This window comes from Pseudonocardia lacus, assembly GCF_018531445.1.
In the GTDB taxonomy this organism is placed as follows: Bacteria; Actinomycetota; Actinomycetes; order Mycobacteriales; family Pseudonocardiaceae; genus Pseudonocardia; species Pseudonocardia lacus.
The window spans coordinates 1-13,677 of the sequence record NZ_JAHDTH010000012.1 but is presented as its reverse complement, the minus strand read 5'-3'; the positions used below and the strand labels follow the sequence as shown (position 1 = coordinate 13,677).

The 13,677-nt window shown below is 74.9% G+C and carries 15 protein-coding genes; 4 read left to right on the top strand and 11 right to left on the bottom strand.

The genetic code is table 11. The features are described 5' to 3' along the window. Nucleotides 1–19 precede the first annotated feature (19 nt). Both KIK08_RS04420 and KIK08_RS04415 read right to left on the bottom strand, forming a co-directional pair. Nucleotides 20–823: an ABC transporter permease gene (locus KIK08_RS04420; RefSeq protein WP_214401684.1), complete on the bottom strand. Its 804-nt coding sequence runs from the start codon at nt 821–823 to the stop codon at nt 20–22. Beyond that, nucleotides 820–1,776: an ATP-binding cassette domain-containing protein gene (locus tag KIK08_RS04415; RefSeq protein ID WP_214401683.1), complete on the bottom strand. Its 957-nt coding sequence runs from the start codon at nt 1,774–1,776 to the stop codon at nt 820–822. Before KIK08_RS04415 ends, KIK08_RS04420 begins: the two co-directional genes overlap by 4 nt. 80 nt (nt 1,777–1,856) lie before the next feature. Here KIK08_RS04415 and KIK08_RS04410 point away from each other — a divergent pair, with 80 nt between their 5' ends. Next, nucleotides 1,857–2,546 (top strand): TetR/AcrR family transcriptional regulator, encoded by a 690-nt coding sequence (locus KIK08_RS04410; protein WP_214401682.1) that lies wholly within the window; start codon nt 1,857–1,859, stop codon nt 2,544–2,546. Between the two features lie 34 nt (nt 2,547–2,580). Then, the gene (locus KIK08_RS04405; RefSeq protein ID WP_214401681.1) at nt 2,581–3,399 is read left to right on the top strand and encodes a HugZ family pyridoxamine 5'-phosphate oxidase; all 819 of its coding nucleotides are present in this window, start codon (nt 2,581–2,583) and stop codon (nt 3,397–3,399) included. A gap of 82 nt (nt 3,400–3,481) precedes the next feature. Here KIK08_RS04405 and era read toward each other — a convergent pair whose 3' ends face one another. From era to ybeY, 5 genes are read right to left on the bottom strand one after another with little or no spacing between them, the layout of a single operon-like run. Next, nucleotides 3,482–4,390 (bottom strand): GTPase Era, encoded by a 909-nt coding sequence (era, locus tag KIK08_RS04400; protein ID WP_214401680.1) that lies wholly within the window; start codon nt 4,388–4,390, stop codon nt 3,482–3,484. Next, nucleotides 4,387–5,661 carry an L-2-hydroxyglutarate oxidase gene (gene lhgO / locus KIK08_RS04395; protein WP_408004640.1) on the bottom strand — a complete coding sequence of 425 codons (1,275 nt, stop codon included), beginning with the start codon at nt 5,659–5,661 and terminating at the stop codon, nt 4,387–4,389. The genes era and lhgO overlap by 4 nt, the downstream gene beginning before the upstream one ends. Next, nucleotides 5,658–6,020 carry a cytidine deaminase gene (locus tag KIK08_RS04390; protein WP_214401679.1) on the bottom strand — a complete coding sequence of 121 codons (363 nt, stop codon included), beginning with the start codon at nt 6,018–6,020 and terminating at the stop codon, nt 5,658–5,660. Before KIK08_RS04390 ends, lhgO begins: the two co-directional genes overlap by 4 nt. After that, nucleotides 6,004–7,401, bottom strand: coding sequence for a hemolysin family protein (locus KIK08_RS04385; RefSeq protein ID WP_214401738.1), 1,398 nt, complete (start codon nt 7,399–7,401; stop codon nt 6,004–6,006). Before KIK08_RS04385 ends, KIK08_RS04390 begins: the two co-directional genes overlap by 17 nt. A 13-nt stretch (nt 7,402–7,414) precedes the next feature. Beyond that, the gene (gene ybeY, locus KIK08_RS04380; RefSeq protein ID WP_214401678.1) at nt 7,415–7,963 is read right to left on the bottom strand and encodes an rRNA maturation RNase YbeY; all 549 of its coding nucleotides are present in this window, start codon (nt 7,961–7,963) and stop codon (nt 7,415–7,417) included. 63 nt (nt 7,964–8,026) lie between these two features. Here ybeY and KIK08_RS04375 point away from each other — a divergent pair, with 63 nt between their 5' ends. Next, nucleotides 8,027–9,292, top strand: coding sequence for an FAD-binding protein (locus KIK08_RS04375; protein ID WP_214401677.1), 1,266 nt, complete (start codon nt 8,027–8,029; stop codon nt 9,290–9,292). Nucleotides 9,293–9,785: 493 nt separating this feature from the next. Here KIK08_RS04375 and KIK08_RS04370 read toward each other — a convergent pair whose 3' ends face one another. From KIK08_RS04370 to KIK08_RS04360, 3 genes are all read right to left on the bottom strand, one after another. Further along, the gene (locus tag KIK08_RS04370) at nt 9,786–10,820 is read right to left on the bottom strand and encodes a PhoH family protein (RefSeq protein ID WP_214401676.1); all 1,035 of its coding nucleotides are present in this window, start codon (nt 10,818–10,820) and stop codon (nt 9,786–9,788) included. Nucleotides 10,821–10,961: 141 nt separating this feature from the next. Further along, a complete protein-coding gene (locus tag KIK08_RS04365) occupies nt 10,962–11,612 on the bottom strand; it encodes a response regulator transcription factor (protein WP_308257389.1) in 651 nt (216 codons plus the stop codon). Continuing rightward, entirely contained in the window at nt 11,609–12,745 is a 1,137-nt protein-coding gene (locus tag KIK08_RS04360) for a sensor histidine kinase (RefSeq protein ID WP_214401675.1), read from the bottom strand. Before KIK08_RS04360 ends, KIK08_RS04365 begins: the two co-directional genes overlap by 4 nt. Before the next feature lie 129 nt (nt 12,746–12,874). Between KIK08_RS04360 and KIK08_RS04355 the strand changes: the two genes are divergently transcribed. Then, entirely contained in the window at nt 12,875–13,279 is a 405-nt protein-coding gene (locus tag KIK08_RS04355; protein ID WP_214401674.1) for a DUF6069 family protein, read from the top strand. Here the strand turns inward: KIK08_RS04355 and KIK08_RS04350 are convergent. Continuing rightward, nucleotides 13,276–13,677 (bottom strand): alpha/beta hydrolase family protein (locus KIK08_RS04350; protein WP_214401673.1); only part of this gene is annotated, 402 nt, incomplete at its 5' end. The two genes, KIK08_RS04355 and KIK08_RS04350, sit on opposite strands and share 4 nt — an antisense overlap.

The following is a 13,677-nucleotide window of genomic DNA, read 5'->3' as shown; positions in this document are numbered from 1 at the left end:
CGTCCAGCCTACGGCCCGGTCAGCGCGGCCGGGCGTAGCGGATCGTGGTGAGCGGGACGAACACCGCCAGCAGCAGCGCGGTCCACAGCAGCGAGGCGAGCACCGGGTGCTCCAGCGGCCAGGCGCCGTTGGTCGGCGCGACGGGGTTGCCGCACAGCTCGCGGACGGCGGCGGTCAGCGCGCTCAGCGGGTTCCAGTCGGCGATCGTGCGCAGCCAGGCGGGCATCCCCGTGGTCGGCACGAACACGTTGGACAGCATCCCCACCGGGAACACCAGCACCGACAGCTGCGCCGCCGTCTCCTCCTTGCCGATCAGCAGTCCCAGGTGCATCCCGATCCAGGTCGCCGCGAACTGGAACGCCACCAGCAACCCGAGCGCGCCGAGCGCCGGGCCGAGCCCGGTGCGGATGCGCCACCCGACGACCAGGCCGCACACCGCCATCAGCAGCAGGCAGACCACTCCGTAGACGGCGGTGGCGGCGGCCTGGCCGAACGGCACGGCGACCCGGGTGATGGGCATCGAGCGGAACCGGTCGACCACCCCGCGCCCGGAGTCGCGGGCCATCGTGATCATGGGCGGGACGACGTTGAAGGCGATCGTGGCGAACAGCCCCGGCACCAGGAACTCGCGGTAGTCGCCCGCCGCGGGCAGGGCGATCGCGCTGCCGAAGACGTAGCCGAACGCCAGCACCAGCACCACCGGCGCGGCCAGGGTGAGGGCGATGCCCGCGGGGTCGTGGCGCAGCTTCAGCAGCACCCGGGTCGCGGCCGCGGAGCCGTCGGCCCACGGGCGCGGACGGGCGGCCAGGGTGGGCGCGCTCATGCCGCACGCCCCTCAGCGGCCCGGGTGTTCCCGGTGAGGCTCAGGAACACCTCGTCCAGGGTGGGGCGGCGGACCCCGACGTCGAGCGCGGTGACGCCGGCGGCGTCGAGCCTGCGCACGACCTCCGGCAGCGCCACGTTGGCCCCGACCACCACCAGGCGGACGCGCAGACCGATCTCGTCGACCTCCGGTTCGATGCCCGTCCACGACGCCAGCGCCGCCGCCGCGCCCGCCAGGTCCGACCGCGCCGCCACGACGACCTCGACCCGGACCCCGATCGAGGCCTTGAGCGCGTCCGGGCTGCCGGTGGCCACGACCCGCCCGCCGTCGATGACGACGACGTCGTCGGCGAGCCGGTCGGCCTCCTCCAGGTACTGGGTGGTCAGCAGGACGGTGGAGCCCGCGGTCACCAGCTCGCCGACGGTGGCCCAGATCGCGGTGCGGCTGCGCGGGTCGAGCCCGGTGGTCGGCTCGTCGAGGAACAGCACGGGTGGGGCCACGACGACGCTGGCGATCAGGTCGAGCCGCCGGCGCATTCCGCCGGACCAGGTCTTGACCAGCCGGTCGGCGGCGTCGGCGAGCTCGAAGCGCTCCAGCAGCTCGTCGGCGCGCCGGGCGGCGCCGCGGCGGCCGAGGTGGTGCATGCGGCCGAGGATGCGCAGGTTCTCGCGGCCGGTCAGGTCGTCGTCGACGGCGGCGTGCTGGCCGGCCAGCCCGATGCTGCGGCGCACGAGCCCGGCCTCGCGGACGACGTCGTGGCCGAGCACGGTGGCCCGTCCGGCGTCCGGGACGGTGAGCGTGGCCAGCACCCGGATCGCGGTGGTCTTGCCCGCGCCGTTGGGTCCGAGCAGGGCGCAGACCCCGCCCCGTTCGATGGTGAGGTCGAGCCCGTCCAGGGCCGGCACCGGGCCGTACCGGCGGACCAGGCCCTCTGCTACCACTGCAGCCACCACGGCTGCCTCCTCTGCGATCGTTGTTCGCAGTGACGGTAGCGGACTGGGAACAGTGTTCGCAACACGGAGGGTGGCGGCGCATGGCCCGGAGCATCTGGCTGCGGCAGGAGCGGGCGGGGCGGGGACCCGTCCCCGAGCACAGCCGCGCCGAGATCACCGCGGCCGCCGTCGCGCTCGCCGACGAGGGCGGCCTGGCCGCGGTCTCCATGCGCAAGGTCGCCGCCGCCGTCGGCACCGGCGCCGCCTCGCTGTACCGCTACGTCGAGAACCGCGACGAGCTCGTCGAACTGATGGCCGACGCGGTCGTCGGCGAGGTCGACCTCGACCGGCCGCCGGCCGTCGACTGGCTGGCCGACCTGGTCGAGCTCGCCCACGCCATGCGCGCGGTCTACCGGCGCCACCCCTGGATGCTCGACGTCGTCCCGGGCCGGGGGCTCGGCCCGAACGCGATCGATGTGATGGAGCGCGCGCTGGGCGCCATGTCGGGCCTCGACGTGCCCGCCGCGACGAAGATGGAGACGTTCGCGCTGCTCAACGCCACGATCCTGCTGCTGGTCCGGGCCGAGGGCGCGGTCCCCGACCCGACCGGCGAGTACGCGCGCGGCCACCTCGAGTTCCTCGCCTCGGTGGCCGCGGCGGGCCGGCACCCGCACCTGGCCGCCGCGCTGGCCGACCCCACCCCGCCCCCCGACCCGGGCCAGGACCTGCTCGACCGGGTGCTGCCCCGCGTGCTCACCGGCCTGCTTGACACGAACGGCCGCACCGGGTGAGGCTGCCCTAACCCCCACCCACCTGGAGGCCCCCGTGCGACCCCAACCGGCCGGCACCCACCTCGTCCCCGCGGAATCGCTCGCCGAGACCGAGCGGACGCTGGCGGCCACGCCGGGGGTGCGCGGCGAGCCGACCGACGCCGAGCGGTCCCGCACGCTGGTCGCCGGGGTGCCCACCGCGTCGCTGGCCACCATCGGCGAGGGCGGCTTCCCGTTCGGGTCGCTGGTCAGCCACGGCGTGGACGAGCGCGGGCGCCCGCTGCTGCTGCTCAGCGACCTGGCCGAGCACACGCGCAACCTCGGCGGCGATCGGCGCGCCTCGCTGATGGCGGTCGAGACCGGCGAGGGCGACCCGTTGGCCCTGGCCAGGGTGACCGTGCTGGGTGTGGTCGAAGAGTTGCGCGGCGACGAGCGGGCGGTGGCGCTGCCCACCTACCGGGCCGCGCAGCCGGGCGCGTTCTACGCCGAGTTCGCCGACTTCCGGCTCTACCGGATGGAGGTCTCCTCGGTCCGCTACGTCGGCGGCTTCGGCCGGATGAGCTGGGTGACCGCGGACGAGTACACCGCGGCCGAGCCCGACCCGCTGCGCCCGCACGCCGCGCGGATCGTCGAGCACATGAACGACGACCACGCCGACGCGCTGGTGCTGTTCTGCCAGGTCCTCGCCGACCGCCCGGCCACCACCCGCGCCCGGATGGTCGGCGTCGACCGCTACGGCTTCGCGGTGCTGGCCGCCGAGGGCCCGGACGCCGACGAGGTGGCGGTGCGGCTGCGCTTCGACGCCCCGGTCGACACCCCCGACGCCGCCCGCAAGGCCATGGTCGACCTGGTGCGCCGGGCCCGCTCCGCCTGACGGCCTCCGTCGAGAACGAACCTGTCGTGATCAACAGGGCTTGTCGATCACGACAACTTCGTTCTCGACGGGATCGGGACGGTCAGAACCCGAGCTTGCGCAGCTGACGGGGGTCGCGCTGCCAGTCCTTGGCGATCTTGACGTGCAGGTCGAGGAAGACCCTGGTGCCCAGCAGCGCCTCGATCTGGCGCCGTGAATCGGTGCCGACCTGGCGCAACCGCTCCCCGCCCTTGCCGATCACGATCCCCTTCTGGCTGGAGCGCTCGACGAAGATGTTCGCGTGGATGTTCAGGATCGGGGCCTGCTTGGGGTGGCGGCCCTCCTGCGGGACCATCTCCTCGATCACCACCGCGATCGAGTGCGGCAGCTCGTCGCGCACCCCCTCCAGCGCCGCCTCCCGGATGAGCTCGGCGACCAGGGTCTCCTCCGGCTCGTCGGTCAGCTCGCCGTCCGGGTAGAGCTGCGGGCCCTCCGGCAGCCGCGCGACCAGCAGGTCGGCCAGCAGGTCGACCTGGAAGCCGGACACCGCCGAGCACGGCACGACCTCGGCGAACGGCATCAGCCCCGCCAGCTGGGTGAGCCGCGCGGTGATCTGCTCCGGGCCGGCCTTGTCGGTCTTGGTGACGATCCCGATCACCGGGGTGCGGTTGGCCACCGAGCGCAGCTCGTTGACGATGAACTCGTCGCCGCGCCCGACCGGGGCGTCCGCCGGCACGCAGAAGCCGATCACGTCGACCTCGGCCCACGTCTCGCGCACGACGTCGTTGAGCCGGCTGCCCAGCAGCGTGCGCGGCTTGTGCAGGCCCGGGGTGTCGATCAGGATCAGCTGCGCGTCCGGGCGGTTGACGATGCCGCGGATGGCGTGGCGGGTGGTCTGCGGCCGGCTGGACGTGATCGCGATCTTCTCGCCGACCAGCGCGTTCGTCAGCGTGGACTTGCCGGCGTTGGGCCGGCCCACGAAGCAGGCGAAACCCGAGCGGTACCCGCTCATGACGCGGCCCCCAACGGGCCGAGGCGATCGCCGGTGAGCCGCTGCAGGATCTCCCGGCCGATCGGCAGCGCCGCCGTCGCCGCCGGCGACGGCGCGTTGAGCACGTGCAACACCGTCCCGGCGCCGGACCCACCGCCCACCGGGGGCTGCTCGACGAACAGGAAGTCGTCGACGAGGGTGCCGTCGGCCTTGACCGCCTGCGCCCGCACCCCGGCGCCCGCCGGGTGCAGGTCCTCTGCCCTGACATCGGGCAACATCCGCTGGATCTGCTTCACCATGGCCTTCTTCGACAGGGATCGGTGCACCTCGCCCAGCCCGTAGCGCCAGTGCCGCTTCGCGACCTGCAGTATCCCGGGGTAGGCGAGGGTGGACAGGAGTTCCTTGGGCTTGACCGCGCTCCACGAGTACCCCTCGCGGGCCATCGCCAGCACGGCGTTCGGGCCGGCGTGCACATGGCCGTCGACGCCGCGGGTGGCGTGCACGCCCAGGAACGGGAACGCCGGGTCGGGCACCGGGTAGATCAGGCCCCTGACCAGGCCGGCGGCCCGCTCCGAGAAGCCCGAGTACTCGCCGCGGAACGGCACGATCCGCACCCCGGGGTCGGCGCCGCTGGCCCGGGCCAGCTCGTCGCTGCGCAGCCCGGCGCAGACGACGACCTGGCCGGCCTCCAGCTCGCCGCCGCCGTGCACGACGACGCGGTCGGCCCGGCGGTCGAGCCAGGACACGCGCCGGCCGAGGTGGACCTCCCCGCCGGCGGCCACGACCAGCTCGCCCAGCTTCTCGGTGACCAGCCGGTAGTCGCAGACGCCGGTCGAGGGCACCCAGAGCGCGGCCAGGCCGCGCACGTGCGGCTCGCGCTCGCGCATCCCGGCCTGGTCGAGCTCGTGCACCTCGACGCCGTTGGCGCCGCCCCGGCGGACCAGCTCGGCCATCCGCGGCAGCTCGTCGGGCTCGGTGGCCACCACGAGCTTGCCGCTGACCTCGTGCGGCAGGTCGTGCTCGCGGCAGAACGCGACCGTCTCCGCGCACCCGGCCACGGCCAGCCGCGCCTTGAGCCCGCCGGGGGCGTAGTACAACCCGGAGTGGATGACGTTGGAGTTGTGCCCGCTCTGGTGCGCGGCCAGCGCCGGCTCCCGCTCGACCACGGCCACCGTGCGCCCGCTGCGGACGACGGCGTGCGCGGTGGCCAGCCCGACGATGCCGCCGCCGACCACGACGACGTCGTAACGACGGCCGCTCGTGGTGGACGGTGAGCTCGCCAGCTCGCTCACGAGGGCATCGCCGGCACGGTCTCCACGACGGCGCCCCTGGCGTCGGCGCGCAGCACCGGGGCGCCTGCGGTCAGGTCGGCGACGGCGGCCAGCGACGCGGGGTCGACGGCATCGGCGTCGGTGACCACGGCGGCGGCCTCCAGGGCCGTCGCGCCGCTGGACACCGCGGCGGCCACCGCGGCCTGCAGCGCGGTCAGCGCCAGCGACGGCAGCGCCACCGACGCCGCCGTGTACGTGCGGCCGTCGGTGTCGCGCACGGCCGCGCCCTCGGCGGCGCCGGTGCGCCCCCGGCTGGACCGGGCCAGCGTCACGATCTTGGCGTCCTCGGGGTCGAGGGCCTGCTCACCCGTGCCGGACATCGCTCTCCTCCCGCCGGCCCACCGGGGCGTCGGCGTGCTCGTCGCGCTCGTCGGGCCGGTCGTCGGCGGCGCCGGCCGGGCCGTCGGCCAGCCGCTCCACCAGCACCGAGGTGATCCGGATCCGCCCCCGCGCGTCCTTGCCGCCCTCGGCCAGCAACGCCAGCCCGGCCACCTCGGCGCGGGCGCCGGGCAGCGGCACCTTGCCCATGCGCTGGGCCAGCAGGCCGCCGACGGTGTCGACGTCGACGTCGTCGAGGACCTCGGCCAGCTCGGTCTGCTCGCCGTCGATGCCGGGGAACAGCTCGGCGAAGTCGGCGACCGGCAGCCGGGCGTTGACCCGCAGCCTGCGCTCGTCGAGGTGCACCACGTCGGGCACCTCCTCGTTGTCGTACTCGTCGGTGATCTCGCCGACGATCTCCTCGAGGATGTCCTCGATGGTCACCACGCCGGCCGTGCCGCCGTACTCGTCGACCACGATCGCCATGTGGTTGCGGGCCGCCTGCATCTCCTTGAGCAGCTCGTCGACCCGCTTGCTGTCGGGCACGAACACCGCCGGCCGCATGACCTCGTTGAGCGCCGGGACCGGGTTGCCGCCGTCCGCGGCGGCCTCGGCCTGCGCGCCGACGATGTCCTTGAGGTAGGCCACGCCGACGATGTCGTCGATGCCCTCGCCGAGCACCGGGATGCGCGAGTAGCCGCTCTTGAGCGCCAGCCGCAGCACCTTGTCGACCGGGGTGTCGCGCTCGGTCCAGACGACGTCCGGGCGCGGCACCATCACCTCGCGCACCAACGTGTCGCCCAGCTCGAACACCGAGTGGATCATCTGGCGCTCGTCCTCGTCGACGACGCCGCTGGTGCTGGCCATGTCGACGAGCTCGCGCAGCTCGACCTCGGAGGAGAACGGGCCCTGCCGGAAGCCCTGGCCGGGGGTGATCGCGTTGCCGACCAGGATCAGCAGCTTGGCCAGCGGCCCGAGCAGCGTGGCCAGCGCGCGCACCGGGGCGGCGATCAGCATCCCGATCCGGTACGGGTGCTGGCGGCCCAGCGTGCGGGGGCCGACCCCGATCAGCACGTAGGACACCACGACCATGATCGCCGCGGCGAGCAGCGCCCCCGCCCACACCGGGCTGATCACCTGGTCGAGGGCGATCGTGAGCAGCACCGTGGCCGCGGTCTCCGCGGTCAGCCGCAGCAGCAGGAGCAGGTTGACGTGGCGGGGCCGGTCGGCGACGACCTTGGACAGCGCACGGGCGCCGGGCCGCCCGGCGCGCACCAGCGCCTCGACCCTCGCCCGCGACACCGTGTTGAGCGCGGCGTCGGCGGCGGCGAACACCCCGGCCAGCGGGACCAGCAGGACGGCGATGACGATGAGCGTCGTGATCACGGGACGGTGGTCAGCCGTCCTCGCCGGGTTCGGCGAGGCCGACCGTGCCCAGCACCGCGGAGTCGCTGCGGCGCTGCGCGGCCAGGGCCGCGGCCTGCTCGCGGCCGGTGCGCCACTCGCGCAGCAGCCGGTTCTGCAGGCCGAACATCTCCCGCTCCTCGTCCGGCTCGGCGTGGTCGTAGCCGAGCAGGTGCAGCACGCCGTGCACGGTGAGCAGGTGCAACTCGTCGGCCAGGCCGTGCCCGGCCGTGCGCGCCTGGGCCTTGGCGAACTCCGGGCACAGCACGATGTCGCCCAGCAGCGCCGGGCCCATGTCCGGGGCGTCGGGCCGGCGGGACTCGTCGGCCAGCTCGTCCATCGGGAAGCTCATGACGTCGGTCGGGCCGGGCTCGTCCATCCAGCGCTCGTGCAGCTCGGCCATCACCTCGCTGGTGACCGCCAGGATGCTCAGCTCGGCGGCCGGGTTGACGTGCATCGCGTCCAGCGCGTGCCGCGCGACCGACGCGACCAGCGACTCGTCCAGGGCGATGCCGGACTCGTTGCAGACCTCGATGGACACTTCTTCCCCTGCCTCGGTGGTTCCGTCCGACCACCAGACTAGCCGTGGGCGGACAATCGGCTCATGACAGGCACGCTCGGCACCCCCGTCACCAACTGGGCGGGCAACGTCGCCTTCCCCGGCCCGCTGCACCGCCCGCGCTCGGTGGCCGAGCTGCAGTCGCTCGTGGCCGGCGCCGAGCACGTCCGCGCCCTGGGCAGCGGCCACTCGTTCAGCCCGATCGCCGCCACCCCCGGCGACCTGGTCACCGTGGCCGACCTGCCGCGGCGCATCGACATCGACGCCGACGCGCGCACCGCCACGGTCTCCGCCGGATCGACCTACGGCCGGGTCGGCGCCGCGCTGCACGAGGCGGGCTTCGCGCTGCCGAACACCGGCTCGCTGCCCCACATCTCGGTGGCCGGCGCCTGCGCCACCGGCACCCACGGCTCCGGCGACGCCAACGGCGTGCTGGCCACCTCCGTCTGCGCCGTCGAGCTGGTCGGCGCCGACGGCGAGCTGCGCGCGTTCCGCTGCGGCGACCCCGACTTCCCCGGCGCCGTCGTCGCGCTCGGCGCTCTGGGCATCGTCACCGCGCTGACCCTCGACCTGCGCCCCACGTTCGAGGTGCGCCAGTGGGTGCGCGAGGGCCTGCGCTCGTTCGACGCCGTCCCCGAGGCCCTGGCCTCCGCCTACAGCGTCAGCCTGTTCACCCGCTGGCGCGGCGAGGGCTTCGAGCAGTGCTGGATCAAGCAGCTCGCCGATGCCCCCACCCCCGACCCCGCCTGGTTCGACACCACCCCCGCCCCCGGCCCCCGCCACATGCTCACCACCGAGGACCCGGCCAACTGCACTCCCCAGGCCGGCGACCCCGGCCCCTGGCACACCCGCCTGCCGCACTTCCGCGCCGAGTTCAAGCCCAGCCGCGGCGACGAGCTCCAGTCGGAGTACCTGGTGCCGCGCGAGTCGATCGTCGACGCCCTGCACGCCCTCGACGCCGTCGCCGACCGCATCGCCCCGGTCCTGCTCGTCAGCGAGGTCCGCTCCATCGCCGCCGACGACCTCTGGCTCTCCGCCGCCCACGGCCGCGACAGCGCCGCCCTGCACTTCACCTGGGTGCAGGACATCGCCGCGGTGACGCCCGTGGTGACGGCGGTCGAGCGGGCGCTGGAACCGTTCGGGGCGCGGCCGCACTGGGGCAAGGTGTTCACCACCGATCCGTCGGTGGTGCGCTCGCTCTGGCCGCGGTTGGCGGACGCCGAGGAGCTGATCGGGCGGGTCGATCCGGCGGGGAAGTTCGGGAGTGCGTGGTTGGGGCAGTACGTGACGCCGGCCCGGCACCAGCTTTGAGGGCTCCTGCGGCGGGCTGCTGAGGGCCTCCGGCGGCTCCTGCGGCGGGCTGCTGAGGGGCCTCCGGCGGCGCCTTCGCGGCGGGCGACCTCAGATCAAGCAGGGGCTTCGAGGGGTGGAGTGGCCGCTCCGCGGCCGGCTCGGGCGAGGGCGGGCGGGGGCGGGGTGTCCGCGCAGCGCCAGCGGGTGTCCTCACAGCGCGGGGTAGGCCGTCCTCGCAGCCCCGGGCGGGCGTCGCAGCACCGGGTGGGTACTCGCAGCCCACCGGCGGGCTGCGACGACCCACCCAAAGCTGCGAGACACCCACAACACACAACCGACACGGCCGAAAGCGGACCTCACAGGCCCCGACCACCCCCAGGCGCGGCCCGCCGTGATCCACAACCACGTCGCAGACTTTGCCCACCCGGCGCAGACCCCCCGGACCCTGCGCCGAGTACACAAACCCTGCGACGTGAGCCAGGTACCCGGCACCACTCGGCCGAACCGGACATCAGCGCCGAGCCCGCCGAGCCGCCCGGTTGTCCGCGGGCGGCCCGTTCCGCGGCGCCGCCGACCGCAGCGCCGGGCGCTCGCGGTCGGAGTCCCAGCGGGCGTAGGCGTCGACGATGTCGGCGACGAGCCGGTGGCGCACGACGTCGGTGCTGGTCAGCTGGGAGAAGTGCACGTCGTCGACGCCGTCGAGGATGTCGCTGACGACCCGCAGCCCGGAACGGGTGCTGCCGGGCAGGTCGACCTGGGTGATGTCGCCGGTGACCACGATCTTCGAGCCGAAGCCGAGCCGGGTCAGGAACATCTTCATCTGCTCGGGAGTCGTGTTCTGCGCCTCGTCGAGGATGATGAAGGCGTCGTTGAGCGTCCGTCCGCGCATGTACGCCAGCGGCGCGACCTCGATCGTCCCGGCGGCGATCAGCTTCGGGATGGACTCCGGGTCGATCATGTCGTGCAGCGCGTCGTAGAGCGGGCGCAGGTACGGGTCGATCTTCTCGTAGAGCGTGCCGGGCAGGTAGCCCAGCCGCTCGCCCGCCTCGACGGCCGGCCGGGTCAGGATGATCCGGTTGACCATCTTGGCCTGCAGCGCCTGCACGGCCTTGGCCATCGCGAGGTAGGTCTTGCCGGTACCGGCGGGGCCGATGCCGAACACGATGGTGTGCGAGTCGATGGCGTCGACGTAGCGCTTCTGGTTGAGCGTCTTGGGCCGGATGGTCTTGCCGCGGCGGGAGAGGATGTCGAGGCTGAGCACCTCGGCCGGGGACTCCCCGATGCGGGCGCGGTCGTCGGCGGCGTCGTCGCCGAGCATCTCGACGGTGCGCCGGACGGCGTCGGCCGAGACCTGCTGGCCGCGCTCGGCCAGGGTGATGAGCTCGGTGAAGACCCGCTCGGCGAAGGCCACGTCGGCCGGGTTGCCGGTGAGGGTGAGTTCGTTGCCACGCACGTGCACGTCCGCCGCGAGCATGTCCTCCGCGGTGCGGAGGTTCTGGTCGCGCGATCCGAGGAGCGCGAGCAGGGCGGCGTCCGGAACGGCCATGCGGGACTGGACGGGATCCGGATGGGTCAAGGGAAGTGCCGCCTGCTTTCGCTGTCTGCCTGATCGGTCGACGTCGATCGTACCGCCGGGCACCGACAGCTGTCCGCCTGATATGGCCGCCACCCGCCGTCGACCGACCGGTCAGGTCAGCTCGGCGTCGTGGACGAGCAGGGCGATCTGGGTCCGGTTGCCCAGCTCCAGCTTGAGCAGGATCTGCGAGACGTGCGCCTTCACGGTGGCCACGCCCATGTGCAGCTCGGCGGCGATCTCGCCGTTGGAGGCGCCGCGCCCGACCGCCGCCGCGACCTCGCGCTCCCGTTCGCTGAGCGCGGCGAGGGTGCGGCGCGCCCGCTCGCGGGTGCCCGACCCGGTCGCGGCGCGGTCCATCAGCCGGCGGGTGATCCGCGGCGAGAGGATCGGCTCGCCCGCGGCCACCTTCCGCACCGCCGCCACCAGGTCGGCCGGCGGGGTGTCCTTGAGCAGGAAGCCCCCCGCTCCCGCCCGCAGCGCCCGCAGGACGCCCTCGTCGGCGTCGAAGGTGGTCAGCACGACGACCTCGGGAGGGTCGGTGCGGGCGCGCACCCGGGCCGTCGCGGTGATGCCGTCGACCTTGGGCATCCGCAGGTCCATGAGCACCACGTCGACGGGGTGGGCGTCCAGCGCGGCGGGCACGTCGGCGCCGTCGCCGACCTCCGCGACGACCCGGATGCCGTTCGCCCCGTCGAGCATCATCGTCAGCGCCGAGCGCACCAGCGCGTCGTCGTCGACGACGAGCACGCGGACCTCGGTCACGGCCGTACCGCCCGGGGCAGCGTCGCGACGAGCCGGAACCGGCCGTCGGCGACGCCGTGCTCCAGGCGTCCCCCGGCCAGCTCGACGCGCTCGGCGAGCCCGATGAGCCCGGTCCCGCTGCCCGGGGTGCCGGCCCCGGCCCCGGTCGGGTTGACCACCTCGACGACGATGTCGTCGGCGCCGGTCAGCCGGACGCGCACGGGTTGGCCGGCGGCGTGCTTGCGGGCGTTCGTCAGGCCCTCCTGGATCACCCGGTACACGGTACGGCCGAGGCTGCCCCCCGGGTCGCCGTCCAGGTCGTCGTGGAAGTCGACCTCGACCCCCGCCGCACGGACCTCCTCGACGAGGCGGGGCAGGTCGGCCGTCGTGGGTTGCGGGCGGCCGTCGTCGGGGCCGGCGCGCAGCACGCCGATGACCTCGCGCAGGTCCTCCAGGGCCGCGTGCGCGTTGGCCCGCAGCACGCCTGCCGCCGCCGCGATCCGCTCCGGGGACGCGTCCGGCCGGAACTCGATGGCGCCCGCGGTCGTGGCCACGAGCGAGAGCCGGTGGGCGAGGACGTCGTGCATCTCGCGGGCGATCCGGGTGCGTTCGGCGGACCGGGCCTCCCCCACCCGCAGCTCCTGCTCGGCCTCCGCGCGCCGGGCGCGTTCGCGCAGCGACGCCAGCAGGTCCGCGCGCGACCGCGCGTACGCACCCCAGCCCAGCAGCGCCGCGTGCGCCGCCACGGCCAGCACCAGCCACCACCCGAACGGCAGCCCCTCCACCGGCCGCGACGCGTACCGCAGCGCGTGCGCGCCGGCCCCGAAGGCCGCCACGGCGGCGGCGGTGGGCAGGGGCCGGGTGCGGGCGATGCGCAGGGTGCCGGCGGTCGCGGCGGGCGTGGCCGACGGGGCGAAGGCGGCCAGCGCGGCCAGGGCGACGGCCACCCGGACCGGGGGCTCGCGCCGGGCCAGCAGCACCACGGCCGCGCTGCTGACCAGCGCGACGCCGATGTCGAAGGCGAGCCGGGGCCCGGACGGGGAGCCGAGGTTGCCGGCCGAGACGACCGTGAGCGCCGACAGTACCGCCACGGCCAGCACGAACACCGCGATCACCGGCGCAGGGGCCCGCTCGCCCGCGGCCGGGATGTCCATGCCGCGACCCTAGGGCCGGTCGCCGCGCCCCGACACAGACCAAAGTCGGCGGGCCCACCCACCCCGGTCGGGGCCGGCGCAGACCCGCGGCCGATGCCGCCGGGGCGCGGTCCCGGCACCGTTCCCGCCATGACGACGACAACCCGCACCGGTCCTCCCGACCTCCGAGTTCGACGAGCGCTGACCGTCCTCGGCGCCGCGGTCGCCGCGGCCGGGGTGTGGGCCGTGGTGCGCCTGGTCGGTGGGGCCGACCTCGACGTCGCCACGGCGTCCGGCCCGGCGACGGTGGGGCTGCCCGCCGTCGTGCTGACCGCGCTGGCCGCCGGGCTGGCCGGGTGGGCGCTGCTGGCCGGCTTGGAGCGCTGGACGCGCGCCGGGCACCGCGCCTGGCGGTGGGTGGCCGGTGTCGTGCTGGCGGTCTCGCTGCTGGGTCCGGTCACGACCGCGCTCACCTGGACCTCGCTGGCCTGCCTGGTCGCCCTGCACGTCGCCGTCGGGGCCGCCCTGCTGACCCTGCCCAGGAAGAGGTGCTAACCGAGCAGCCGGAGGGCGGCGTCCCGGCAGGCGCGCCAGGCGTCGGTGGTCGGGTCGATCACCGCGAAGTGGTCGACGCCGGGCAGGGTGACCAGCTCGGCGGCGTCCCCGGCGGCGGCCACGAACAGCTCGCTCTGCCGGATCGGGACGTTGGCGTCGAGGGTGCCGTGCACGCAGACCACCGGCACGCCCAGCGGGAGCCGGGCCACCGGGGACGCGAGCGCGTACCGGTCGGGCACCTCGGACGGCGAGCCGCCCAGCAGGTCGGGCACCGCGCGCTGGCCGACCCGCCGCTCGGCCGCGTCCACCAGGTCCAGCACCCCGGCCTGGCTCACCGCGCCGCGCAGCCGGACCGCGGGGTCGGCGCCGGGCGCGCCGGCCGGCAGGCCGGGGCGGGC